Consider the following 25,887-nt stretch of genomic DNA (forward strand, 5'->3'; position numbering starts at 1 on the left):
ATTTATGGTAGATATATCACAATCAACATGAAATTATAATTTAATCTCATTCAAATAAATTATTAAACCGGTTTTATTTATTATAGATAGCAGGGTAATAACATAACCAAATGAAAAACATAACCTAAAACAAAATAAACTTTCCAAAGCACAGTCATTACAATTAAAAGCAGCAAAACGATAAGTTACAGATAAAGTCAATCATGACAGCAAAAAAATAAATACCATTTTAAATTAATAGAATAATTAATTATTTAAATATTAAATGTGTGATTTTAATTGTTATAAATACGATATTTAATAGTCATTAAAATAATAAAAACCCCGTATTGCTTAACGGGGTTACTGTATTTTCATTCACATGACTATCACGTTGAGCTATGAATAATCTTTGCTATCCATTCTGTCTAATACGAGCAATCAAATCATCAATGCTATCTATGCATGGCGCTGCCAAAATCAAAGTACGCCCTAAACTCAAAGCATGCCGCTGGCATGCCCGGCGCATCTCATCATCAGCGATACTATCCAGATCAGCCACATGGGCCAACCCAATGGTGCGTCGGATCAATTCACTACTACAATATCCCACCGCATCTTGCCAAACCTGCTGTAAAAATAGCTGGGCGTAACCCGCCGTTGCCAGCGCTGAGTCTTGTGTTTTTTCCTCGCTTAATGCCAGAAAACGGTGGGCGAAGGTTTCCCATAAGATATGAATATCTTTCAATCGCTGCTCGCGGCCCGCCGCTGCGTCCCTTGGGCCAGCTAACCCCGGCAAACCACAGTAGTTGAGCAGTAAATTACCCAGTGCGGTGCCCACATCAAAACCGATCGGGCCATAGAAACCAAACTCGGCATCAATGGCTTTCAGCCGCCCCTCGGCAACAAAAATGGAACCGCTGTGAATATCACCGTGCAGTAATGCTTCGGCTTTGCTCAGAAAACGGTGCTTTAACGAAGCGACAGCCAACTTGAGCGCATCATCCTGACGTAATGCCAGCACGTCTGGCAATAATGCCGGATCGAAATTATTACGCTCATGATCGATGTAAGGGTCAGTAAAGAACAGATCCTCAGTGATTTGGCATAATTCTGGGTTGGTATAGCGGCTGACTGCGGCCTTTTTAGTTTGGGCCGACTGATAAAAATCGGAGGTATGGAATAAGGTTTGCGCTAAATACTCAGCCAATTGTCCCGCCGCTTGCGGATAGTATTTTCCCTTAACCAATTCACTGCGCCAGATTTCGTGATCAGATAAGTCCTCCTGAACCATCACCGCCAGCTCGGCATCGTGATGCAGAACATTAACCGTATGTTGTGGGCAAAATTGGCTGTGGGTTAACAGAGTTTCTGCTTCAATTCTGGCGCGATCCAGGGTCAGCGGCCAAGACTCTCCCACACAACGCACATAAGGCAGTGCTTGTTTAACAATCACCCGACTAATCCCGGCAGCATCACGGATTTTAAATACCAGGTTGAGATTGCCATCGCCAATCTCATCGGCAGTGACTAAAGATTGCGGGTCAGCGACCTGACCAAATTGGCGAGCATATTCAACGGCATCCGCAGCAGTAAATGTATGGTAGCGCGACATCTTCAACCTCATTATTCTTTATCTGATTCTGATTCCTCACCGCCAATCATTTGCTTAGCCGTGAAATTATTCCCTGTTTGAGCAAAAAAAATCCGTATTTAGGCGTAAAACCATATAGACGTCTACACATCCGTAAGATATGTTGGCAGAATAAGAAACCAGATGCAATAACGCAACATGGATTTAACTGACAATGCAGACGCTTAACACGCTTGATTTACAAACAACCAGCTTAAAGATTGTTGATGGGAAGCTGTGGATACTTGACCAGCAGGCCTTGCCGCAGCGCCAAGAGTGGCTATCTGCCGATACGGTGGAATTGCTGATTGAACATATTCAAGCGCTGCGCGTACGCGGCGCACCATTGATTGGCTTATCAGCCAGCCTGCTATTAGCTTTGTTGGCAGAGCGCGGTTTGCCGCAGGCCCCACTGGAACAAGCACTGATTGCGCTGCGAGAATCACGCCCAACCGCAGTGAATTTAATGAATAATCTGGCGCGGATGCAGCAGGCGTTATTGCAAGCCAATTGGGTCGAAGCCATGACTCACGAAGCATTGCGTCTGGTAGAGGAAGACCGCGAGTTATGTGAGCGCATTGCCCAGCATGGGGTGCAATTGGTTAAGCCTGGCAGCAACTTACTCACCCACTGCAACACCGGCGGGCTAGCCACTGCGGGCATTGGTACGGCTATCGGCGTGCTACTGAAAGCGCATCAGCAAGGTAAGATCAAGCAGGTGTGGGTAGATGAAACCCGCCCATTGTTACAAGGTGGTCGCTTAACAGCCTGGGAGCTAGGTGAATTAGGTATTCCCTATCAATTAATTTGTGATTCGATGGCGGCCAGCCTGATGGCTCAGGGCCGAGTCGATGCTATCTGGGTGGGCGCTGATCGCATTGCGGCGAATGGTGATGTCGCGAATAAAATTGGTACCTACAGTTTGGCCGTATTGGCGCATTATCACCGCATTCCATTCTACGTAGCGGCCCCACATACCACTCATGATCCTGACTGCCCGAATGGCGCGGCCATCCCCATAGAGCAACGGGATGCCAGCGAAGTCAAAGGGGTATCTGGCGGTTTCGGTCATTGCCAATGGGCACCAGAAGATGCGCCGGTGTATAACCCGGCGTTTGATGTTACCCCAGCCGCATTAATCAGTGGCTGGGTGCTAGACAGCGGTGTTATCACACCAGAACAAGTAGCCGCAGGATTCTTCCAGCCAAAGAATTAGCCGTATTTGAAATATTATCCTGTCAACAATATTGATAAGCGGGGAAATGTACCAGATGGGTCGTAGCGGCGTGCGCCGCCGGAGCGCCCATCGGTGCAGTCACCCCGCCAGCCCCGGTGTTAACTAATATAGGTTTTGTATTTTAGTCTAAGCGCGGATAGGCATCGGCTATCTTATCGCCGGTAAAACGCGCCACCCAACCCTCTGGATTATCAAATACCCGAATAGCGGTAAAATTCGGTTTAGAGCCCATATCAAACCAATGCGGCGTATCGGCCGGAACTGACAGCAAGTCATTCTTTTCGCAAAGAATTTGGTAAATTTTATCATTGAGATGCAAGCAAAATAACCCGGTTCCTTCGACGAAGAAACGCACTTCATCTTCACCGTGGGTATGTTCTGATAAGAATTTCTCGCGCAATACTTCACGCTGCTCATTATCAGGACGCATACTGATCACATCCCAGCTCTGATAGCCCTTTTCCGCTACCAACCGGTCAATTTCATGCTGATATGCTGCAATCACGGCCTCCGGTTGTGGGTTCTCGCCCAGTTCGCGATCCGCCTGCCAGCGCTCAAATCTTACGCCAATCGCGGTCAATTGCTGTTGAATTTCCTCAGCATCGCAGCTTTGCCACAGCGGCTGTTCTGGCTGCTCATCACTAAAAATGGTTAATCCGCTCATGCTGTAAAGCCCTCTATGTCTATTTCATCAAAACGGCTGACTTGGGGATGACGGCTTTCGCTGTCGGGAAGATCTCGAATCAACTGACAAGTCTGCCAACCGGCAAGCTGTGCGGCATCCAATTCCTGGCGGATATCAGATAAAAACAGCAATGCTTGCGGGGCAATAGCCAACTGATTGGCAATGTTTTGGTAAGCGCTAACTTCGCGCTTTGCCCCAACATGGGTATCAAAATAACCACTGAATAATGGCTGTAAATCACCTGCATCACTGTAACCAAACAATAATTTCTGAGCATCAACCGAACCGGATGAATAGACATACAACTTCAGCCCTTGCTGTTGCCAATCAGCCAGTTGCGGCGCAACATCAGGGTACAGATGGCCACGAAAATCACCTTGCAGATAACCGCTGCGCCAAATAATGCCCTGAATGGCTTTTAGCGCAGTAGATTTGCGGTCTTCATCCATAAAACCGTGCAATGTAGTAATCAGAGTTTCAATATCTGCATCCGGTTGTTCAATCTCGCGTCGCAAGCTGAGCAATGCGTTCGCAACCTCTTCATCCTGCTGATGTTGACGTAAAAAAGGCGTCAGCCGCTCACGGGCATAGGGAAACAACACTTGGTGGACAAAGCGGATGTCGGTGGTGGTGCCTTCAATATCGGTCACTATTGCCTGAATCATTTTGCCCCCACGTTAAAATTGGCATCCAACAGACGGCGTTGTAGTTCACACTGGAACAAAAACTCCAGCCCTTCCAAATGACGGCGGGCTTCAGACACACTATTTCCCCAACAATACAAACCATGGCCACGGACTAAAAAGCCATAACGTAATGGATGATTATCAGCCAGCGCGGCAACTCGCTGTGCCAAGGCCGGGATATCCTGATCATTATCGAAGATGGGGATCACCACGCTATCCAGATGGCTGCGTTGCCCCGAGAGGGATTTCTGCATCTCGTAGCCGTGCAATACCAACTCATTGCTACGCTCGACGCGCGATAGCACCGTAGCATTCACCGAGTGAGTATGTAATACCGCATTGATTTCAGGGTACAGCCGATAAAGCAGGGTATGCAGGCCCGTTTCCGCTGACGGGGTACGCCCGCTGGGAACATGGTTATTGGCCGTCTCCACCAGCAAAAAATCATCCGCAGTCAAACTCCCTTTATCTTTGCCCGACTCCGTAACCAAACATTGAGCGGAATCCAGTCGCAGGGACATATTGCCGCCGGTCGCTGGGCACCAGCCCTTCTCGCCAATCCAGTGGCAGGCGGCTAGCAGCGCGCCGAGTTGTACATTTTCTGTCATTGCATATCCCTGTTGTGGTGTTGATGTGCTGTGGCATGCTGCCACTGCAATCGGCATGACGACATTTGTTAGCGCAAAAAAATCATTAGCACAATTTTATCTATGCTTAGCCAATTTTGTCATTTAGCCGTTTAAACATCTAAGCGTCTTGATTGCCAAATCTTAACATCGTGTTATATTGACAGCAACATACAGCGCCAGGAGTATTCACCTGCCATGAGCACTTTATCTTTTATTCCAGACAGTAAATTACCCGCACAGGGCACCACAATCTTTACGCAAATGAGTGCATTGGCGCAAAAACATCAAGCAATTAACCTGTCACAAGGCTTCCCTGATTTTGATGGCCCAGATTATTTAAAACAACGATTAGCCTATCATGTTAGTCAGGGCGCAAACCAATATGCCCCAATGACCGGCGTCGCACCGCTACGCACCGCCATCGCCGAGAAAACAGCTAAAATCTATGGCTGGAAACCCGATGCCGATAGCGAAGTCACTGTCACCACCGGTGCCAGCGAAGCTCTCTTTGCCGCCATTACCGCGCTGGTTCGCCCAGGTGACGAAGTTATTTGCTTCGATCCCAGCTATGACAGTTATGCCCCAGTGGTTAAATTGGCCGGCGGCATACTCAAACGCATTGCGCTTAAACCTCCCGCATTCAACACCGACTGGGCTGAGTTTGCTGATTTGATATCTGAACGCACCCGATTGGTGATTGTGAATACGCCACATAACCCCTCGGCGACAGTTTGGCGCGCAGCAGATTTTGAACAATTGTGGCAAGTGATTGCTGAGCGCAATATTTATGTTCTCAGTGACGAAGTATACGAACACATCTGTTTCAGTGCGGCAGGTCATGCCAGTGTGTTGGCCCATCCACAATTGCGCCAGCGGGCTATTGCCGTCTCCTCTTTCGGCAAAACTTTTCATATGACCGGCTGGAAAGCAGGTTATTGCATCGCCCCCGCAGCGATCAGTGCCGAAGTGCGCAAAATTCACCAATATTTGACATTTTCGGTGTGTACTCCAGTCCAGTTAGCACTGGCGGACATGCTGAATAGCGAACCGGAACATTGGCAACAATTGCCGGAATTCTACCGCGCGCGCCGCGATCGATTCGTCAATGCGCTGTCAGCCAGCCGATTCAACATTCTGCCCAGCGAAGGAACCTACTTCTTGTTGGCCGACTACAGCGCTATTTCTGATCTCGACGATGTTGAGTTCTGCAAATGGCTCACCGAACACGTAGGTGTCGCCGCCATACCTTTATCAGTATTCTGCGCAGGCCCATTCCCCCATAAATTAATCCGGTTGTGCTTCGCCAAACAGGATGCCACGCTGGATGCTGCTGCGGAGCGATTGTGTCAACTTTAAAACTAACTCTGCTGCAACAACCGCTGGTGTGGCTGGATGCTCAGGCGAATCTACGCCACTTTGACATGTTGCTGGAATCCATACAGCAGCGTGATGTGATTGTATTGCCGGAAATGTTTACCACCGGTTTCGCGATGAATGCCGCTGAAAATGCATTGCCAGAAACTGAGGTTATTGATTGGTTACGCCACTGGTCGGTGCGCACCAATGCCCTGATTGGCGGCAGCGTAGCTCTGAATACCCCTGACGGCGCGGTTAACCGTTTTCTGTTGGTGCAGCCAGATGGGACAATCCATCACTATGACAAACGCCACTTATTCCGTATGGCTGGTGAGCACCATCACTACCTGGCGGGTAAAGAGCGTAAAGTTGTTGAGTGGCGCGGCTGGCGAATTCTGCCGCAAGTCTGTTATGACCTGCGCTTTCCAGTGTGGTCGCGCAATCAGCAAGATTATGATTTAGCGCTGTATGTCGCTAACTGGCCTGCCGCCCGCGCTAAACATTGGCAAACGCTACTGGCGGCGCGAGCAATAGAAAATCAGGCTTATGTCGCCGGCTGCAATCGGGTTGGTGATGATGATAATGGCCATCATTATCAGGGTGATAGTGTGATTTTGGATGCCCAGGGTGAGATTCTGACCCAGGCAGAACTGGGGCAAGCGGCGCGACTGGATGCGGAGTTGTCTCTAGAAACTTTACAAGCCTATCGGGAAAGGTTTCCGGCTTTCCACGATACCGATAAGTTTTTGTTGTTGTAAATGCGGAACGATGGGGAGCAGGCGACAAAACGACTCCCCAAATACGTTTAACTTAGCGCCCACGACAACACCGTTTCCAGATAAGCCTGAATCCCCATTGCCACATCACTGCAAGTCACTGATTCATCGGGATGATGACTGATCCCGCCTTTGCAGCGCACAAATAACATCCCGACCGGCCAACACTCCGCCACTGCAATGGCGTCATGACCTGCGCCGCTGGGCAGCGCTAATGAGCGCCCCTGCACCCGACTCACACTGGCACTAATGTGTTGCTGCAAATTATCATCACAGCCAGTTGCATTGATATGGTAAAACTCTTGCGCTGCAAAAGTCAGACCACGGCGCGCCGCTATCACCTCAGCTTGCGCCAATAAATCGGCCAATAACTTGCTGACACTACTGTCCTGCGGGCCTCGAATATCCAGAGTCAGCTTCACCTCCCCCGCAATCACATTCACCGCACCGGGCAAACAGGTCAGAGCCCCCACCGTCGCCACCAAATGCTCGCCATAACTCTCGGCTAGCCGCTCAACGGAACACATCCATTCAGCAGCACCGGCTAATGCATCCTGCCGCTGCCCCATTGGCACGGTACCGGCATGACCTGCCAGCCCGGTAAAGTGGCAATTCAGACGACGAGCACCATTAATCGCGCTCACCACGCCCAATGCCAAACCGGCCTGTTCCAAACACGGCCCTTGCTCAATATGCAATTCAAGATAGGCACAGAAATCGCGGGTTGCCCGCTGCGCCTGTGCAACCGCCATCGGATCGAGGCCGACATTCGCCATCGCCTGCGCCACACTGACCCCCTCGGCATCGGTTTTACTCAACCAATCTGCGGGCCAACGACCGGTAATCCCTTTACTGCCGAGCAACGTGATGCCAAACCGCGTCCCTTCTTCGTCGGCAAAACCAATCACCTCAATGGCAACCGGTAAGCGCCGCTGCTGGCGATGCAAGTACCCCACCACCTCCAGCGCACTTAATACTCCCAACATGCCATCATAACGGCCGGCATTGCGCACTGTATCAAGATGAGAACCCAGTAATATGGCTGGTGCATCGGATTGCAAACCCTCATAACGGCCACAGATATTTCCGACAGGATCCTGCCAAACCTGCATGCCAACCGCCCGCATCCATTCCCCCACTTGCTGATTTGCCCGCAAATGCTCAGGAGACAAATACACTCGCGTCAGCATATCGGGGGACTCACTGATTGCCGCCAGCACATCACAACGGGCTAATACCCGTAATGCGGCTTGCTCTGCCTCGGCATCAGGCAGGGTAACGGCCATCAGTTTTGTTCAACCTGATAGACACCCCACGCCGCTTGCAGCCCAGCGCCCTGAACAGTGACAAACCCTAACCGGTTCAACACCGCTTCAAGAGCTACCAGTGTTTGCATCACACAATCTTTACGGGCGTTATACCCCATCGTGCCTATACGCCAAATTTTGCCATTCAGCGGCCCAAATGAAGTACCTATCTCAATACCAAAATCATTCAACATCAATTGCCTAACTTGTTCACCGTGGATCCCCGCCGGAATGACCACGCCCAACACATTGTTCATGCGATACTTCAGGTCACCGAAAACGGCAAGCCCCATGCCTTGAATCCCCGCCAGCAATGCAGCGCCGTGCAAGGCATGACGCGCAATGCCGTTATCCAAACCTTCTTCCAGCATCACCCGCGCACATTCTCGGGCGGCGAACAACATGCTGGTCGCCTCAGTATGATGATTCAGGCGCTCCGGCCCCCAATAATCCATGATCATGCCCAGATCAAAGTAATTGGAATAGATCATCTCTTCATCGCCATCAGCATGATCCGCCGTGCGGATCCCCTGCTCAATACATTTGCGACGCCGAATTTGTTCAGCAAATCGTGGACTCAGCGTCACCGGAGAACTGCCCGATGGCCCACCGAGGCACTTTTGTAGCCCAGCCGAGACTGCATCCAGCCCCCATGCATCTGTTTCCAATACATTTCCACCTAATGATGCCGTGGCGTCGGTATAAAATAGCACGTGATGACGGCGGCAAATTTCGCCCAGTTCGACCAGCGGTTGCAACATGGTGGTTGAGGTGTCGCCCTGCACCGTCAACAATAGGCGCGGGCGCACTTTCTTGATGGCATCCTCAATCATATCCGGTGTGAATACTTCGCCCCACGGCACTTCAATAACATGGACTTCGGCACGGCAACGCCGGGCAATTTCACATAACAAATGGCCGAAACGACCAAAAACCGGCACCAGCACTTTATCGCCCGGTCGAATGGATGACAGCAAAACGGCCTCGATACCGGCACGGGAAGTGCCATCAATCAACATCGTCCACTGATTTTCAGTACGGAAAACACCACGATACAGCGCCATCACCTGATTCATATAATCCGTCATCGCCGGATCATATTGCCCGATCAACTGGCTCGCCATCGCGCGCAGCACCCGTGGATCGGCATTGATCGGCCCCGGCCCCATCAGCAACCGTGCTGGTGGATTAATCTGACTAAACAACGGGTTATGGTTAACTGCCGACATAGAAAATCTCCATTCTTATATGAATCAGTAAAATGTTTCCTACAAACCACGCACTGAGGATATAAATTGTTTTAATTCAGCTGTTTGTGGCTGAGCAAATAACGCACGACTTTCGCCCTGCTCCCACACCCGCCCCTGATGCATAAACACCACGCGGTCACCGACTTCACGCGCAAAATTCATCTCATGGGTTACCAGAATCAAGGTCATGCCTTCAGCAGCTAACTGCTCAAGAACTTTTAGCACTTCTCCCACCAGCTCAGGATCCAGCGCAGAGGTAATTTCATCACACAACAAGACCTTAGGTTGCATCGCCAACGCGCGGGCAATGGCCACTCGTTGCTGCTGGCCGCCAGAAAGATTGGCAGGATAATAATCCATCCGATCCGCCAGCCCGACTTTGGTCAACATCTCTGCCGCCAGGTCACGACACTCGGCAGCGCTCTTTTTCAAGACTCGGCGCGGTGCCAGCATCACATTCTCAAGTGCAGTCATATGCGGGAACAAATTGAAGTTCTGAAATACCATCCCCACTGAGCGGCTAATTTCACGCGCTTGCGAATCGCGGTTGGTCACCGTCATCCCTCCGAGTTTGATACTGCCGTCCTGATAGCCTTCCAGCCCATTCATGCAGCGCAGCAATGTGCTTTTACCTGAACCGCTACGGCCAATGATCGAAATGACTTCGCCGATCTCGATATCCAGATCTACCCCTTTCAGCACATGATTCTGGCCATAGTATTTTTGAACCTGATTAATGGTGATCAGCGGCATGGAATTTCTTCTCCAGATAATGGCTGTAACGCGACAAGGGGTAACACATCAGGAAATAGCCCAGCGCCACTAAGCCAAACACTTTAAATGGCTGATAAGTGACATTGTTTAACATAGTTCCAGCTTTGGTCAGCTCAACAAAACCGATGATGGATGCCAGCGCCGTCCCTTTGATGACTTGCACTGAAAACCCTACCGTGGGCGCAATCGCAATACGCATCGCCTGTGGCGCAATCACCCGAAATAAAGTTTGGCTGAAACTCAGGCCCAAACAGCGGGAGGCTTCCCACTGACCTTTCGGTAAAGCATCAATACTGCCGCACCAGATATCCACCAGAAAGGCACTGGTGAACAGTGTCAATGCCATCGCCGCGGCCGCCCACGGACTGACATCAATGCCCAACAGTGCCAATCCGAAGAAAGCCAAAAACAGCTGCATCAATAGCGGTGTGCCCTGAAATAGCTCGGTGTAACCGCGGACAAAACCTGTCATCCAGCGCCAACGGCTCAAGCGCATCAGCATCAGCGGCAATGTCACCAAAGTCCCGCCGAGAAAGGCGGTCAATGACAGTAACAGCGTCCAGCGAGCTGCCAGCAGCAGGTTGCGGATGATATCCCAATCAGTAAACATCATGAGGCACGGTTCCCAAAGAATCGGCGTCCAGCCGCCAACAACAACTGGCGCATCGCAATAGACAACAACAGGTACAGCAATGTGGTCACCAGATAGACCTCAAAACTGAGGAAGGTACGTGACTGAATCAGGTTGGCAGCAAATGTCAGCTCTTCAAATGACACCTGCGATACCACCGCAGAACCGAGCATCACAATAATGCATTGGCTGACCAGTGCTGGATAAATGCGCTGCAATGACGGTGGTAAAATCACCCGAAAAAATGTCTGACTGCGGCTCAAACCCAGCACTCGCCCCGCTTCCCACTGGCCTTTAGCGCTGGCCTGAATCCCGGCGCGGATAATTTCCGTGCTGTAAGCGCCTAAATTTATTGTCATCGCCAACACCGCAGCCTGCCCGGCGCTCAATTTCAACCCCAGCGCCGGTAAACCAAAAACGATGAAAAATAGCTGCACCACAAAAGGGGTATTACGCACAATTTCCACATAACCGCCCCATACCCGCCGCAAGATGACCTTATCAAGCCGAGGGTCATGACTACAGCGGATCGCCGCGCCGACAATCCCCAGAGCGATCCCACCCAAGGTTGCGATAGCTGTCAGCTCAATAGTGATCAACAAACCCGATAACAACTCAGGCAGATAAGGCCACAGAGCAGGAAAGTTCAGCTGATAGGTCATCGCCCGCTCCTGTTATGCGCCGAGATCGGCTGGTAACGGGGCTTTCAGCCATTTTTCGGACAAGCCATTCAGGGTGTTATCTTGCAAAGCTTCAACAATCAGCGCATCAACCTTGGCTTTCAGTGCCGGTTCCCCCTGGCGTAAACCGATATAACAGGGTGAATCTTTCAGCATAAATTTTGCCACAGGGGCCTGAGCGGGATTCTGACGGGCCAGGGCGCTGACCACCAAATTCCCGGTTGCCAGATAATCCACCTGCCCGGACAAATAGGCTGATAACGTGGTGTTGTTATCCTCATAACGTTTTATTTGGGCATCTTTGGGCGCTAACTCACTCAGCACCATATCTTCTACCGCCCCGCGCGTCACACCGACAGTTTTCCCGGCCAGTTGCTCTGGCTGTTGCAGCGCATCCTCTTTCGCGCCAAAAACGCCAAGGAAAAACGGCGCATACGCACGACTAAAGGCGATAGCTTTTTCCCGCTCTGGATTTTTACCCAAGCTGGAAATCACCAAATCCACTTTATCAGTTTGCAAATAGGGAACGCGGTTAGCGCTGGTCACTGGCACCAGTTGCAACTTTAGTTTCATTTTATCGGCCAGATAATGCGCCATATCGATGTCATAGCCTTGCGGCTGAAGATCCGTCCCAACGGAACCAAATGGAGGGAAATCCTGTGGAACAGCTACCCGTAACACGCCACGCTGTTGAATCTGCTCTAATTGATCAGCTAATACAGCGGGAACCTGAACCAATATCAGTGCTGCACCCAGTAATGCCAACATCCGCTTTTTCATGTTCATAGCTTATCTCCGATAACACAGTAATGAAACAATAGATTCTTAAAATCAAATCACTGAAACCATCGTTGCAACTACTGTGCCAATAAACCACCAGGATGGAAATCCCATTATTAGTGGCATCACGCTATGTAGGGAATAAATCGGAGGAATAAATCGGAGCAAGAGATTCACAAAAAAAGTGCAGAAGGATAATTTATTTGCACCATAGAGAGGCAATCAATCACAAACAATGCTAACTGAAAGGGAAGCGTGCCGTTGGGGTCGAAAGCGGCTTACGCCGCCGGAGCGCCCCTGGGTGCGATAACCCTTTCAAACACTGAAGTTAACGCTGCTCCAGCTCGCCGAAAGCGTCATACAAATCAGCTATTTGATGAATGCGCTGTCGGCCCTGCGTCAACATTTCATGCAACAATGCATTACTGAGTAAATTCGCCAAACTCATGGCAGAAGAATAGCTATCAAAAGCAGACACACTGTCGAGCGGCGTAGTTAACCGCCACTGTGCTAATGACAGCAACGACTGGGCTTGCGGCTCACAAATCAACAAGGTAGGCACACCTTGCACCTGCATTTGTAGCAAAATTTCGCGGATAACTTTCGGGCGGCGTCGGAATGCCACCACCACCACCACATCACGCGGCCCGGCATCCACTAACTCCTCCGACAATGTTTGCCCTGCTTGCGGGATTAACTGGACAGACTGACGAACCTGCAGCAATTGCTGACGCAGATGCAGTGCGACCGGATAGCTATTACGTAACCCCAACAACAAGATACGCGGTGCACGCACCAAGGCATTGATAATGTCACTAAATTGCTGGCTATCTAACTGATTTACCCAATGAGTCAGGTTTGCCATTTCCTGCTTATAATGGCGCGCCAACAAGGTATTCCCTTGCACAGCATCGCGATTATCGGTCAGCGGCATTCCGCTTTGGCGCAAGGTTCGCACCTCTTCCCGCATTTCTCGATAGCTGCTGTAACCCAGCCGTTTAAACAGGCGGCTAACCGTCGCCTTAGACACGCCACTCAGCCGCGCCAGCTCGGCGCTGTTGTAACTGATCAAATCATCAAAATGACCAAAAATAAAATCGGTAACGCGCTGCTCCTGCGGGGTTAATTGCGCATAATGCGCCCGCAAACGCTCATCAATCTGTTTCATACCCTTCTCCGGCCAATGAAACTATCGTTTCAGCATAGGCATTTTTGCGGAACATAGCACACAAGCTCTCACCGCTAATATGAGAATTTTCATTCTCCGCATAAAATTCGACATTCTGGAACGCCTCTTGCTTAGCTTCTGCCACCTCAGTTTTCTATTTCAATAAACGGGTGATAAGGAAAGCAGCAATGATCAACAGCAACATGGCACCGCAAGGAATGGCGGTTACCCCACATCATTTAGCCAGTGAAAGTGCCCTCGCTGTATTACGTGAAGGCGGCAACGCAATTGAAGCCATGGTCGCAGCAGCGGCCACCATAGCGGTGGTTTATCCACATATGAATGGATTGGGTGGCGATGGTTTCTGGCTGATTGTCCCGCCCAATGGCGATCCGATTGCCATCGATGCCAGTGGAGCCGCAGGTGAGCTGGCGACGCTTGAGCGCTACAGCGCATATCAACAGATCCCGCACCGTGGGCCGCAAGCCGCATTGACGGTTGCCGGAACTGTCGGCGGCTGGGAAGAAGCGCTGAATGTTGCTCGCGAACTCGGTGAAAATACCCTGCCACTGCGCCGCTTACTGGCAGATGCGATTACCTACGCCACACGCGGTATTCCGGTCACCCCTTCCCAAGAGGCGGCCACCCGAGCTAAATCCCATGAGCTGGCTAAATTCACCGATTTTACCGACGTTTTTATGCCACAAGGCAATATTCCAGCAGCGGGCGAACGCTTTGTTCAGCCGCAATTGGGCCAAACGCTGACAGCGCTGGCAGAACAAGGGCTAAGTAGTTTTTATCGCGGCCCGCTGGCCGAAAAAATCATCCTTGATATTACCGCCGCAGAAATGCCGATTACCGCCCAAGATCTGGCGCAATATCGGCCTAAACGCCGTACACCTCTGCGGCTACGCCACCAGCAAGGTGAAGTCTTCAACCTGACGCCACCGACGCAAGGTTTGGTATCACTGGCGATTCTCGGATTGGCTGACCGCAAACCGGTCGCCCAAATGAGTGAAGGTCAAACCATTCACACCCTCGTGGAAGCAACCAAACTCGCCTTTGGGCTGCGTGATCAGGTGATTACCGATCCGCTGTGGATGGAGCATTGTCCACAATCCCTACTGGAAAAAGAGCCGCTCGACCAATTGGCGGCTTACATCAATAGCGAGCAAGCCGCCCATTGGGGCAGTGGTCGCGGGCCGGGTGATACCGTCTGGATGGGGGTGATCGACAACAATGGGCTGGCGGTTTCCTTTATTCAGAGCATTTATCATGAATTTGGCAGTGGGGTGTTACTGCCCGCGACGGGCATTATTTGGCAAAACCGTGGCGCATCTTTCAGTCTTGACCCCAAGCATCTGCTAGCGTTAGCGCCGGGAAAACAGCCATTTCACACCTTAAACCCTGCCGCCGCCCGCCTGACGGATGGCCGAACTCTGGTGTATGGCGCGATGGGCGGAGATGGTCAGCCACAAACTCAGGCGGCGGTATTTGTCCGCCACATTGTGCAGGGCTTGCCCTTACAGCAAGCCATCACCGCACCACGCTGGCTATTGGGCCGCACCTGGGGGGAAAGCTCTGACTCACTGAAACTGGAAGCACGTTTCGGGGCCGAAACCCTTGATTACCTGCGCCAACGCGGGCATCAGATTGAATTGCTACCCGATTTTAGCGAGGTTGTCGGCCATGCCGGAGCTATTGTTCGCCACCGTAATGGCATGTTAGAAGGCGCATTTGACCCACGCAGTAATGGCAGCGCCGCCGGTTATTGATTTCATCCACAATTTACTTATTCAGCACAGGAATTGTCATGAAAGAAACATCAGAAAAAAATGCTATGGATTGGACTGCTTATATTCGGCAAATGGAAATCTTATTAGCCTTAGAGTTGGATGACACCCGCCGTGCGGCATTGCTACAACAATTTGAACGCATTGCGACTATGGCTGGCCCCTTGATGGCGCTGCCTCTGGATGAAAAGCAAGAGATAGCCGGGGTATACCGGTTATGAAACAGATTTCAACTCTGACTATCACCGAGATTCAGCAAGCGCTCAATCAGGGTGAATTATCCGCACAAGAAATAGCCTTAAACACGTTGGATACCATCAACGCGGCCAATCCCGCGATCAATGCTTATACCCATATCACCGCAGACCGGATGCTCAGTGAAGCATATCGGCTGGATACCTTACGCGCCAAAGGACAAGCTCTGCCCGCATTGGCAGCCATTCCCTATGCGGTAAAAAATCTGTTCGATGTGGCAGGCGAAACCACGCTTGCCGGGGCCAGTTTGTTTTGTGAACGCGCGCCAGCCAGACAAGATGCGCCGGTTATTTCACGCCTCGCTCAGCAAGGGGCCATGCTGTCCGGCATGCTGAATATGGATGCTTACGCCTATGGTTTTACCACTGAAAACAGCCATTACGGTGCCACGCGTAATCCGCGCGATATTAACCGTATTGCCGGTGGCTCCTCCGGTGGATCGGCGGCAGCGGTTGCTGCGGGGCTGGTTAATTTCGCGCTTGGCAGCGATACCAACGGCTCTATTCGGGTTCCGGCTTCGCTGTGCGGTATTTTCGGGCTGAAACCAACCTTTGGCCGATTATCACGCCGCGGCACTCATCCATTTGTCGCCAGTTTGGACAGTATCGGCCCGATGACGCGCTGCACGCAAGATTTGGCCGCCGTCTATGATGTGATGCAAGGAACTGATATTCAAGATAGTTTTCAATCGGATAAACCTGTCTCACCCTGTCTGAATTTACTATCGCGTGGTCAGCAAGGCTTGCGAAGTGCCATTCTGGGTGGGTATTTCCAGCAATGGTGTGACGATGATGCCAAAGCTGCGGTACAGCTCGTCGCCAAAGGGCTGGAAGCAGTCACCGAAGTCGAGATGCCACAGAGTGATTTGGCCCGCACAGCCGCATTTATCATCAGTGCTGCCGAAGGCGGAAATCAGTATCTCCCTGCCCTAAGAAAATCGCCACAACGTTTTGAACCGCACTCACGGGAGCGGCTGTTAGCCGGAGCCATGCTACCAGCAAGTTGGTATATTCAGGCCCAACGTTTCCGCCACCATTTCCGTCAACAAATCCTACCGTTATTTGAACATTGGGATATTTTGATTGCGCCCGCAACACCTTGCAGCGCCACACTTATTGGTCAGGAGATGATGCGAATCAATGACACCGATCTTCCCATTCGCGCCAGTATGGGGATGCTAACCCAGCCTATTTCGTTCCTCGGCCTGCCAGTGGTCACCGTGCCATTGAGAACGGCTGGTGGCCTGCCAATCGGGGTGCAACTCATTGCCGCACCGTGGCGCGAAGACCTCTGTTTACGTGCCGCTTATGCATTAGAACAACAAGGATTAGTGAGCGCACCGGTCAGTAGCGTGATTTAGGAAGCACCTTTCGATGAGAGCAATAAAATGAAAAATGAATTTATCGATCGCCCAGCGATCCTTGCCCAGGTGAATGAAGCATTTTACCGCTATGAACAGGCGTTGATTAGCAACGATATTCCGGTATTGGATGAATTGTTTTGGCATGATAGCCGCACTGTGCGCTTTGGTGCGGGAGAGGATCTGTTTGGCATTGATGCCATCAGAGCGTTTCGTCAGAGCCGACCATCAAAAGGTTTGGATCGTACTTTAGAGAATACGGTGATCACCACTTTTGGTGAGGACATGGCGGTCGCCAGTACCGAATTCTACCGTGAAGGCACTGCACGAGTCGGCCGACAGATGCAGACATGGGTTAAGCTGCCCTGCGGCTGGCGGATTGTGGCAGCGCATGTGAGTTTGATTTCGGAGTAAAGTTTGGTTTGGTGATCAGGTTCGGTGGTTAAAGCATGGGAGCATTGTTTCGGTTGATAGTCGTTCAGTGACCACTTAATCCCAGTCGCCTCAACCGAGCAGGAGGGCAAGCCGGCCCTCCTGCACCTGCGGCTTGCGCGAAATATTGCCCTGCGGGTAAACCGCCTGCGTCTTTCGGGCTGACGAGCCAGCGCGATTCGCAATCCATGCTCAAGCGCGCTTTTCGCGGGGGTAATTCGTCCCATCCCTGGGACTCACCCCTTCGGGGCCGCTGCCAGCAGCGTTCAAATCTGCTCCCGGCAGATTTGTCCATGCCCGCTCACTCTACCCTCACTCCTTGTCGGCAATATTCCTGATTGCGCTCAACGTCAAAAGCCAATTCAAAACCATGGTTTTTAGGTTTTGAAGTTTAAAAGCACATTTGAGCCGCCGAGTGAAGAATGGAGCAAGGGAAATCCGCCATGGACGGCGGATTTAGGCGTCACGCGGAGGGACCCGCGTAAAGCCGTCCCGACAGCGAAATGATGAGTGAGGGCACCCACGCAGTGGGCAGGCGATACGTGCGAAAGCGCGGGATTCCACAAGGGGGCCGCCGCCCCCTTTGGCGGTTGGTTCATCGGAGGTAAAGCCTACTCGGTGCTCTAACAACCGAACTAAATCACTTAATCAACCATCAACCATCAACCATCAACCAAACCTACCCAAAACTAAACTGAATTAAAGTGAGGTAACATTTATCTATTGGTTTATCACTCTTATTTATCTAATACTGTCGCTCTTTTCAATTCAGAATAATTCGTTATGACACAAAAAACCGAAAACGCCGGTTTAAGCCCAGCATTGATTGTCTTGATGTCGGTCGCTACCGGACTGGCGGTTGCCAGCAACTATTATGCCCAGCCACTGCTGGAAACCATCGCTCAAGCCTTTAATCTTTCAGTCAATCAGGCCGGTTTCATCGTAACAGCGGCTCAGTTAGGCTACGCTGTGGGGTTAATGTTCCTGGTTCCTTTGGGGGATATGTTTGAGCGGCGCGGGTTGATTGTCGGCATGACTCTGCTGGCGGCTGGCGGCATGCTGATTACCGCGATGTCGCAAAACCTCACGATGATGGTTGTTGGCACCGCCCTCACCGGCTTGTTCTCCGTGGTGGCGCAATTGCTGGTACCCCTAGCCGCCACACTGGCTGCGCCGGAAAAACGCGGCAAAGTGGTCGGTATTATCATGAGCGGCCTGTTGTTGGGCATTTTACTGGCACGGACGGTGGCGGGCGCCTTGGCCTCTATCGGGGGGTGGCGCACCATTTATTGGGTTGCCAGTGTATTGATGATATTCATGGCGTTGATTCTATGGCGCTATCTGCCGCGTTATAAGCAACATTCCGGCCTCAATTATGGCCAGTTGCTCGGCTCAATATTTTCTTTATTTATCCGCACTCCGGTGCTGCGTACCCGCGCCTTACTGGGGGCACTGTCATTCGCCAACTTTAGTGTCTTGTGGACGTCGATGGCTTTCCTGCTGGCTTCGCCCCCTTTTGGCTATTCAGAAGCCACCATCGGGCTATTTGGTTTGGTCGGGGCGGCGGGGGCATTAATGGCCACCAAAGCGGGTCAACTGGCAGATAAAGGAAAGGCGCGCATCACCACCAGCGTAGGTTTGGTATTATTGCTGTTGTCATGGATCCCAATAGCCCTGGGACAGCATTCAATCATTGCGCTAATAGTCGGGATTATCGTGTTAGATCTGGCCGTTCAAGGGGTACATGTCACCAATCAGAGCGTGATATACCGCATGATGCCAGAAGCCAGAAACCGCTTAACTGCAGGCTATATGACCACTTACTTTATTGGTGGAGCATTAGGTTCCCTGATTTCAGCCGCCGCCTATCAACATGCAGGCTGGTATGGCGTGGCGCTTGCCGGGCTGGTGCTATGTATCTTGAACATCACCACCTGGTTGGCTGGTAAACGCTTTGATCCCCCAGCCAATCAACCGGTCGAGTGATTTTTATTAGTTAGCTAACTAATAATCAATATGGATATAAATTTGGGATATAGGGTATTAAGACAATTACCACTCTGGTAATGTTACTTAACTTTATCCTATATCCTAAATAATTCGAGTTGCATGAAGGCGGCAAGAGAGATAATCCCGATGAGCTTAGGGTGTTGTAAGTGATTCGGGTTATTGAGTGCAGCCAGCGCACATGTAGCTTGAAGTATGACGAATATATAACCCAAATGACCAATAGCTGACCCTATGCAAAGCCAAACCACCGACTCCCCCTCGACGGCCCAGCCGACCGCCACTTTTATTGAAGGAATAACCGATAGCCTACCGATTGTTATCGGTTATCTACCTGTCGCTTTTGCCTTTGGTTTGAGTTCGGTAAAACTTGGCTTTACTCCATGGGAAGCTATTTTCTTTTCTTGCATTATTTATGCCGGAGCCAGCCAATTCGTTATTACCGCCCTGCTCAGTGCGGGGATGTCATTGTGGGTTTCCGCCTTGACCGTGATGGCGATGGATGTCCGCCATATCTTGTACGGGCCAGCACTGAAACACCGCATTGTCACCAGGTTATCTGGCAAAAAAACAGCACTGTGGGCCTTTGGTCTGACGGATGAAGTGTTTGCCGCCGCCACAACCAAGCTAATGAAAGATCAACGGCGCTGGAGCGAAAACTGGATGCTTGGCATCGCGTTCACCTCTTGGTTGTCTTGGGTGGCTGGCACCGCTATCGGCGCGATGTTTGGTAATGGGCCGTTGGAAAATTACCCGGCGATTGAAGCATCACTCTCCTTTATGCTCCCGGCGCTATTCCTCAGCTTCTTATTGGCCTCGTTCAAACGCCAATACAGCCTTACCGTTATTGCTTCACTGACGGGGGCCTTGCTGGGCGTGCTGCTGTTCTCTATTCCGGTGGCTATTTTGGCCGGTATTGGCGGCGGATGCCTGGCAGCCCTGCTCCAACCCGTCCCCGAGGCCGTCATAGAATTTAACGAGAGCGATAAAGAGGAGCCGCAGCCATGAATATGGATGTCGTGATCATTGGTTTGGTGGTGGGAACGGTCAATTATCTGTTTCGTTATCTGCCGCTGCGCCTTGGGCCTGCCCGCAAACAAGCAGGCCTGCAACGAGGTAAAGTCTCCCTGTTGCTAGACAGCATCGGGATCGCCTCTATCTGCGCGTTATTGGTGGTTTCCAGCACCCCGGAGATAGTGCATAACCCACAGAAATTAATTCCTACACTCATTGGTTTTTTAGTTATCTGCGGATGCTTTTATAAAACCAACAGTATTATCTTTGCCACGTTACTGGGCGCACTCAGTTACGGTCTGACATTCAAACTACTGATGATTTTGGCATAACAATTTGCCTGGATTGTGAACTGAAACACAATATCCTTACAATTAATAATACTAATTATTCACACACAGTGACTGAATAACACGAATTGCTAAATTTTTCGCTAATTAACCCGTTTACATTATTAGTCACTATCGTTACTGTACCATTTGAAATTAATGAGGCTCCTTATAATGGAAAGTTCGTTTAGTCCTATAGAACAGATGCTTAATTCTCGTGCCAGACGTCAGAAAGATTTCCCTTACCAGGAAATTTTGCTGACGCGTTTGTGTATGCATATGCACAGTAAATTGCTGGAAAATCGCAATAAAATGCTGAAAGCACAAGGGATTAACGAGACCCTGTTTATGGCGCTAATTACGCTGGAAGCACAAGAGAGCCACAGCATCCAACCGTCCGAATTGAGTGCTGCACTGGGTTCTTCACGCACCAATGCCACCCGAATTGCTGACGAGTTAGAAAAGAAAGGCTGGATTGAACGCCGCGAAAGCCACAATGACCGCCGTTGTTTGCATTTACATCTGACCGAGGCGGGTGTTGAGTTTTTAAATCAGCTACTGCCCCCACAACATAAGTGTCTACATTTTCTTTGGTCAACACTGGACGCCGACGAACAGCAACAGCTTGAAACGCTGACGCGCAAGTTGTTGACGCGTTTGGACCAAATGGAAATACCGGAACAGTAATTCCACCGGTTCTATCCAGATACATAACTTTATCCAGGTAAATCACTATGTCATCCCCACATAGCTGGAGACTCGCGCCCCTGTTCGTCGTGCTCATACTGGCGGGCTGCGCCTCAAGCGATAATATTGCTCCTCAGTCTCAAATGCTGGATAACCAACAACTGCAATTGGCGCAACCCAAAGTCAGTTCGTTGACACTCAGCCCTCAGTGGTGGCGGGTACTGGAAGATCCCCAACTTGACGCGTTGATGACCAAAAGCTTGCAAACCTCGCCTTCGCTTAAACAAGCGGCGGCGCGGGTGCGTGAAGCACAAAGTGTGATGGGTCAGGCCGATGCAGCGAATGGCCCTAATCTCGACCTCTCTGCCAGCAGTAAACGGGAAAAAGTCTCGCAAAATACGCTACAACCGTTCTTGCAGTCTTATCCCGACAAACCCTTGTATGAAACCACCAATAACCTTGGCCTGAATCTTAGCTATGAGTTTGATTGGTGGGGTAAATACCGCAATCGGGTCAATGCCGCCAATGCGCAAGTTAATGCTGCCCGCGCAGAACAGCAGCAGGCCGCGCTGACACTGACCAGTTCAGTGGCAGCGGTTTATTACCAATTACAAAGCAATTTTGCCCTGCAAAACGTATTGCAGCAGGAAGTTGATAATAATGATCGTCTGGCTGAACTGCGCACTAAGCAATATCAGGCGGGCATCTATGGCATTGAAATTCCACAGCAAACACAAGCTCAGGCCGATACAGCCAAACAACAAATCATTCAACTGCAATCTCAGGGTGAACAACTGAAACATCAGTTGGCAGCGCTGACAGGTCAAGGCCCGAGTGCCACGCAAAATCTGCGCCAGACGCCATTGCCAGATATCACCCGTCTGGCTCCTAAAGGTGAGCTGACCACGGATTTACTCGGTAAACGGCCGGATATTACGGCTCAGCGCCAACTGGTTGAATCTTATGACCAGCGGGTTAAAGCAGCACGTAAAGAGTTCTATCCCAGCTTATCCATTACCGGATTTGCCGGTTTCTCTACCACCAACTTTAAGGGGACTAACCCTAATCTGTTGGAAGCGGCCAGTCAGGCATGGAACTTTGCCCCGGCAATCTCACTGCCCATTTTCCACGCTGGCGCGTTGCGCAGTCAGTTAGGTGAAGAATCAGCCCTTTATGATGAAGCGGTTGAATCCTACAACCAGACCATTCTCAATGCCGTGCGGGAAACTGCGGATGCCATTACCATCCAACAAAGCAGCCAACTCCAGCTACAGCAAGCCATATCAGCATCGCAATCCATGCAGAAAGTTTATAACGTCGCCGACGCCCGTTATAAGGCAGGGATTATTGGGCGCGATGAACTGTTGATTAGCCAGTCGCAATACCTGCAACAACAGCAATCAGAACTCAATGCCAGCAACAACTTATTGCAGGCCAAGATTGGTTTGATCCGTTCACTCGGGGGTGGCTATCAAGCCCCGGTCAGTGATGGTTCACAAAATAAAACAATATAAATGTGGGGAAAACCATGAGTACAAACGCGGAAGCTCAAGTGCCGCAACAACCGCAGAATAAAAAGAAGCAACGTAAACGCGTGCTGCTATTACTGACGGGTATTTTTATTATTATTGGGGTGGCTTACCTTATTTATTGGTTCCTGGTGCTACGTCATCATCAAGAGACTGATAATGCTTATGTTTCGGGTAACCAGGTACAGATTATGTCACAGGTTCCCGGCAGTGTGGTCAGTGTTAATTTTGAAAATACTGATCTGGTCAAAAGTGGCGATGTGCTGTTAACACTTGACCCAACCGATGCTGAACAAGCTTATGAGCAGGCGAAAACCGCACTGGCAAATACGGTACGCCAAACCCACCAGCTCATCATTAACAGCAAACAGTATCAGGCCAATATTGCGCTGAAGAAAACTGAATTGAGCAAAGCACAGAATGACCTGAAACGCCGTGTGGTGCTGGGTTCTGTTGATGCGATTGGTCGTGAAGAACTGCAACACGCTCGTGATGCCGTCGATGCAGCACAAGCTTCATTGGATGTGGCGATTGCACAATACAACGCCAATCAGGCGCTGGTTCTGAATACACCTTTGGAAAAACAACCGGCGGTCGAACAAGCGGCGGCCAAACTGCGTGATGCCTGGCTCGCCCTGCAACGCACCAAAGTTGTCAGCCCGATCACTGGTTTTGTTTCACGCCGCAGTGTGCAAGTGGGCGCTGAAATTGCCAATGGTGCACCATTGATGGCGGTCATTCCGGCTAACGAAATGTGGATTGACGCCAACTTTAAAGAAACACAATTAGCCAATATGCGCATTGGCCAACCCGCCACGGTAGTGACTGATTTCTATGGTGATGATGTCGTCTTCCAAGGAAAAGTGGTCGGTCTGGATATGGGGACAGGCAGCGCCTTCTCTCTACTGCCCGCGCAAAATGCCACCGGTAACTGGATCAAAGTGGTTCAACGCTTGCCGGTTCGTATTGAACTGGATGCCAAACAACTGGCTGAACATCCGCTACGTATTGGTTTATCAACCACCGTTAGGGTGGACACCGCCGATACCGACGGCCAGGTGTTAGCGCAAAACGTACGCAAAGAACCGGCATTTGTCACTAATGCGCTGTCATTGGATTTAGCACCAGTTAATCAAATGATTAGCGACATTGTTCATGCGAATGCGGGTTAATGTTGATGCAAATGCAAGCTAAGCGCGCCGGAGGCCTCTGTGGCACAAAAACCGCTTGAGGGTGCCCAACTAGCCTGGATGACAGTCGCATTATCATTAGCGACTTTCATGCAGGTGCTGGATTCCACCATTGCAAACGTGGCTATTCCGACGATTGCCGGGGATCTTGGCTCATCCAACTCCCAAGGCACATGGGTTATCACCTCATTCGGGGTGGCAAATGCGATTTCCATCCCGATCACCGGTTGGCTGGCAAAACGCATCGGTGAAGTCAGATTGTTTCTGTGGTCAACCGGGTTATTTGCACTGGCTTCATGGCTATGTGGCGTGTCAAACAGCCTGGGGATGCTTATCTTCTTCCGGGTCATTCAAGGGCTGGTCGCAGGCCCATTGATCCCATTGTCCCAAAGCTTACTCCTGAATAACTACCCGCCCGCGAAGCGAAGCATGGCCCTGGCATTGTGGTCGATGACCATTGTTGTCGCCCCAATCTTTGGGCCAATTCTCGGCGGTTATATCAGTGACAACTATCACTGGGGCTGGATCTTCTTTATCAACATCCCGATCGGGTTGGTCGTCATTTTGATGGCCGGTAGCACCTTGAAAGGGCGAGAGACCAAAACCGAAATCAAACCTATTGATACCGTGGGATTGGTATTATTGGTGGTGGGTATCGGTGCCTTACAAATCATGCTCGACCAAGGTAAGGAGCTGGACTGGTTTAACTCAACCGAGATAATCGTCCTGACGGTCATTGCCGTGATTGCCATTACCTTCCTGATAGTGTGGGAGCTAACCGACGACCATCCGGTGATTGATTTGTCATTATTCAAATCGAGAAACTTTACTATTGGTTGTTTGTGTATCAGCCTGGCCTATATGTTGTACTTTGGCGCAATTGTCTTGTTGCCGCAGCTACTACAGGAAGTGTATGGCTATACTGCCACCTGGGCCGGTTTGGCATCAGCGCCAGTGGGTATTTTGCCAGTGTTGCTGTCACCTATCATTGGGCGTTTCTCGCATCGCATTGATATGCGACAGTTAGTCACATTCAGCTTCATTATGTATGCGGTTTGTTTCTACTGGCGAGCATACACATTCGAACCGGGAATGGATTTTGGTGCCTCGGCGTGGCCGCAGTTTGTACAAGGTTTTGCTATTGCCTGCTTCTTTATGCCACTGACAGCGATTACTTTGTCTGGCCTACCGCCGGAGCGTATGGCGGCAGCATCCAGTTTGTCTAACTTCCTGCGAACATTGGCCGGGTCGATTGGTACCTCAATCACCACCACCTTGTGGACGCAAAGAGAGTCGATGCACCATTCGCAGTTGACGGAGTTTGTTAATCCGTTCAATCCGAATGCCACACAGATGTATCAGGATTTAGAAAAACTGGGGATGAACCAGCAGCAAGCGTCGGCTTATCTGGCGCGAGAAATTACCAATCAGGGGCTGATTATCTCTGCCAATGAGATCTTCTGGCTCTCGGCTGGGGTGTTCCTGCTGCTACTGGCTCTGGTGTGGTTTGCCAAACCGCCATTTACCTCCGGTGGCGGCGGCGGCGGTGCCCACTAGCGGCCAACGCTGAGCAACAAAAAGGGCGCTGACTTATCATCAGCGCCCGTTAAGGTTATCGACAAAGCTATTTTATAGTTCGGAGACTGGCGGGGCGACTGCACCGATGGGCGCTCCGACGGCTTACGCCGTTACGACCCATTTCCCCGCTTATCAATGTGTT

Annotated in this window: 26 protein-coding genes; 14 read left to right on the forward strand and 12 right to left on the reverse strand. The window is 50.7% G+C overall.

Features of this window, described 5'->3' with window-relative positions; translation table 11 throughout:
* Positions 1-394: 394 nt before the first annotated feature.
* Positions 395-1,594, reverse strand: a complete 1,200-nt coding sequence (mtnK, locus tag HU019_RS14940) for an S-methyl-5-thioribose kinase (RefSeq protein WP_174849803.1) — start codon at positions 1,592-1,594, stop codon at positions 395-397.
* A gap of 193 nt (positions 1,595-1,787) precedes the next feature.
* On the opposite strand from mtnK, the gene mtnA reads away from it, so the two are divergent.
* Complete coding sequence (gene mtnA, locus HU019_RS14945; protein ID WP_174849804.1) at positions 1,788-2,828, forward strand: S-methyl-5-thioribose-1-phosphate isomerase; 1,041 nt, start codon at positions 1,788-1,790, stop codon at positions 2,826-2,828.
* Between the two features lie 142 nt (positions 2,829-2,970).
* On the opposite strand, the gene HU019_RS14950 is transcribed toward mtnA, so the two are convergent.
* The 3 genes from HU019_RS14950 to HU019_RS14960 are packed head-to-tail and all read right to left on the reverse strand — an operon-like array spanning position 2,971 to position 4,828.
* Positions 2,971-3,513 (reverse strand): 1,2-dihydroxy-3-keto-5-methylthiopentene dioxygenase, encoded by a 543-nt coding sequence (locus HU019_RS14950; protein WP_174849805.1) that lies wholly within the window; start codon positions 3,511-3,513, stop codon positions 2,971-2,973.
* The gene (mtnC, locus tag HU019_RS14955) at positions 3,510-4,199 is read right to left on the reverse strand and encodes an acireductone synthase (protein WP_174849806.1); all 690 of its coding nucleotides are present in this window, start codon (positions 4,197-4,199) and stop codon (positions 3,510-3,512) included. Before mtnC ends, HU019_RS14950 begins: the two co-directional genes overlap by 4 nt.
* Positions 4,196-4,828: a methylthioribulose 1-phosphate dehydratase gene (locus HU019_RS14960; RefSeq protein WP_174849807.1), complete on the reverse strand. Its 633-nt coding sequence runs from the start codon at positions 4,826-4,828 to the stop codon at positions 4,196-4,198. Before HU019_RS14960 ends, mtnC begins: the two co-directional genes overlap by 4 nt.
* Positions 4,829-5,044: 216 nt before the next feature.
* Here HU019_RS14960 and HU019_RS14965 point away from each other — a divergent pair, with 216 nt between their 5' ends.
* Positions 5,045-6,205, forward strand: coding sequence for a pyridoxal phosphate-dependent aminotransferase (locus tag HU019_RS14965; RefSeq protein ID WP_174849808.1), 1,161 nt, complete (start codon positions 5,045-5,047; stop codon positions 6,203-6,205).
* Entirely contained in the window at positions 6,193-6,963 is a 771-nt protein-coding gene (locus HU019_RS14970) for an amidohydrolase (protein WP_174849809.1), read from the forward strand. Before HU019_RS14965 ends, HU019_RS14970 begins: the two co-directional genes overlap by 13 nt.
* Before the next feature lie 47 nt (positions 6,964-7,010).
* Here the strand turns inward: HU019_RS14970 and hpxK are convergent, their stop codons facing one another.
* The 8 genes from hpxK to HU019_RS15010 form a co-directional block, all read right to left on the reverse strand.
* Complete coding sequence (hpxK, locus tag HU019_RS14975; RefSeq protein WP_174849810.1) at positions 7,011-8,267, reverse strand: allantoate amidohydrolase; 1,257 nt, start codon at positions 8,265-8,267, stop codon at positions 7,011-7,013.
* The gene (locus tag HU019_RS14980; protein WP_174849811.1) at positions 8,267-9,517 is read right to left on the reverse strand and encodes a pyridoxal-phosphate-dependent aminotransferase family protein; all 1,251 of its coding nucleotides are present in this window, start codon (positions 9,515-9,517) and stop codon (positions 8,267-8,269) included. Before HU019_RS14980 ends, hpxK begins: the two co-directional genes overlap by 1 nt.
* 39 nt (positions 9,518-9,556) lie before the next feature.
* On the reverse strand, positions 9,557-10,291 hold the full coding sequence (locus HU019_RS14985) for an amino acid ABC transporter ATP-binding protein (RefSeq protein ID WP_019082492.1): 735 nt from the start codon (positions 10,289-10,291) through the stop codon (positions 9,557-9,559).
* Positions 10,272-10,925 (reverse strand): amino acid ABC transporter permease, encoded by a 654-nt coding sequence (locus tag HU019_RS14990; protein WP_174849812.1) that lies wholly within the window; start codon positions 10,923-10,925, stop codon positions 10,272-10,274. Before HU019_RS14990 ends, HU019_RS14985 begins: the two co-directional genes overlap by 20 nt.
* Positions 10,922-11,605 (reverse strand): amino acid ABC transporter permease, encoded by a 684-nt coding sequence (locus HU019_RS14995; protein ID WP_050158173.1) that lies wholly within the window; start codon positions 11,603-11,605, stop codon positions 10,922-10,924. The genes HU019_RS14990 and HU019_RS14995 overlap by 4 nt, the downstream gene beginning before the upstream one ends.
* Before the next feature lie 12 nt (positions 11,606-11,617).
* Entirely contained in the window at positions 11,618-12,409 is a 792-nt protein-coding gene (locus HU019_RS15000) for a transporter substrate-binding domain-containing protein (RefSeq protein WP_174849813.1), read from the reverse strand.
* A gap of 322 nt (positions 12,410-12,731) precedes the next feature.
* On the reverse strand, positions 12,732-13,571 hold the full coding sequence (locus tag HU019_RS15005) for a MurR/RpiR family transcriptional regulator (protein WP_174849814.1): 840 nt from the start codon (positions 13,569-13,571) through the stop codon (positions 12,732-12,734).
* Positions 13,558-13,716 (reverse strand): hypothetical protein, encoded by a 159-nt coding sequence (locus tag HU019_RS15010; protein WP_174849815.1) that lies wholly within the window; start codon positions 13,714-13,716, stop codon positions 13,558-13,560. Before HU019_RS15010 ends, HU019_RS15005 begins: the two co-directional genes overlap by 14 nt.
* A gap of 43 nt (positions 13,717-13,759) precedes the next feature.
* On the opposite strand from HU019_RS15010, the gene HU019_RS15015 reads away from it, so the two are divergent.
* From HU019_RS15015 to emrB, 11 genes are all read left to right on the forward strand, one after another.
* On the forward strand, positions 13,760-15,346 hold the full coding sequence (locus HU019_RS15015) for a gamma-glutamyltransferase family protein (protein WP_174849816.1): 1,587 nt from the start codon (positions 13,760-13,762) through the stop codon (positions 15,344-15,346).
* A gap of 38 nt (positions 15,347-15,384) precedes the next feature.
* Positions 15,385-15,585, forward strand: coding sequence for an oxalurate catabolism protein HpxX (gene hpxX / locus HU019_RS15020; protein WP_174849817.1), 201 nt, complete (start codon positions 15,385-15,387; stop codon positions 15,583-15,585).
* On the forward strand, positions 15,582-16,979 hold the full coding sequence (locus HU019_RS15025) for an AtzE family amidohydrolase (protein WP_174849818.1): 1,398 nt from the start codon (positions 15,582-15,584) through the stop codon (positions 16,977-16,979). Before hpxX ends, HU019_RS15025 begins: the two co-directional genes overlap by 4 nt.
* A gap of 27 nt (positions 16,980-17,006) precedes the next feature.
* Entirely contained in the window at positions 17,007-17,393 is a 387-nt protein-coding gene (gene hpxZ, locus HU019_RS15030; protein WP_174849819.1) for an oxalurate catabolism protein HpxZ, read from the forward strand.
* Positions 17,394-18,194: 801 nt separating this feature from the next.
* Positions 18,195-19,397, forward strand: coding sequence for an MFS transporter (locus HU019_RS15035; RefSeq protein ID WP_174849820.1), 1,203 nt, complete (start codon positions 18,195-18,197; stop codon positions 19,395-19,397).
* Positions 19,398-19,652: 255 nt separating this feature from the next.
* Entirely contained in the window at positions 19,653-20,426 is a 774-nt protein-coding gene (locus HU019_RS15040; RefSeq protein ID WP_174849821.1) for an AzlC family ABC transporter permease, read from the forward strand.
* Complete coding sequence (ygaH, locus tag HU019_RS15045) at positions 20,423-20,764, forward strand: L-valine transporter subunit YgaH (RefSeq protein WP_005165010.1); 342 nt, start codon at positions 20,423-20,425, stop codon at positions 20,762-20,764. The genes HU019_RS15040 and ygaH overlap by 4 nt, the downstream gene beginning before the upstream one ends.
* 171 nt (positions 20,765-20,935) lie before the next feature.
* A complete protein-coding gene (gene mprA / locus HU019_RS15050) occupies positions 20,936-21,448 on the forward strand; it encodes a transcriptional repressor MprA (RefSeq protein WP_174849822.1) in 513 nt (170 codons plus the stop codon).
* A gap of 47 nt (positions 21,449-21,495) precedes the next feature.
* Positions 21,496-22,962, forward strand: a complete 1,467-nt coding sequence (locus HU019_RS15055) for an efflux transporter outer membrane subunit (protein WP_174849823.1) — start codon at positions 21,496-21,498, stop codon at positions 22,960-22,962.
* 14 nt (positions 22,963-22,976) lie between these two features.
* The gene (gene emrA / locus HU019_RS15060; RefSeq protein ID WP_174849824.1) at positions 22,977-24,149 is read left to right on the forward strand and encodes a multidrug efflux MFS transporter periplasmic adaptor subunit EmrA; all 1,173 of its coding nucleotides are present in this window, start codon (positions 22,977-22,979) and stop codon (positions 24,147-24,149) included.
* Between the two features lie 39 nt (positions 24,150-24,188).
* A complete protein-coding gene (gene emrB / locus HU019_RS15065) occupies positions 24,189-25,724 on the forward strand; it encodes a multidrug efflux MFS transporter permease subunit EmrB (RefSeq protein ID WP_005165015.1) in 1,536 nt (511 codons plus the stop codon).
* Positions 25,725-25,887: the final 163 nt, after the last annotated feature.

The sequence above is a fragment of the Yersinia artesiana genome (genome assembly GCF_902726545.1).
GTDB lineage: Bacteria > Pseudomonadota > Gammaproteobacteria > Enterobacterales > Enterobacteriaceae > Yersinia > Yersinia artesiana.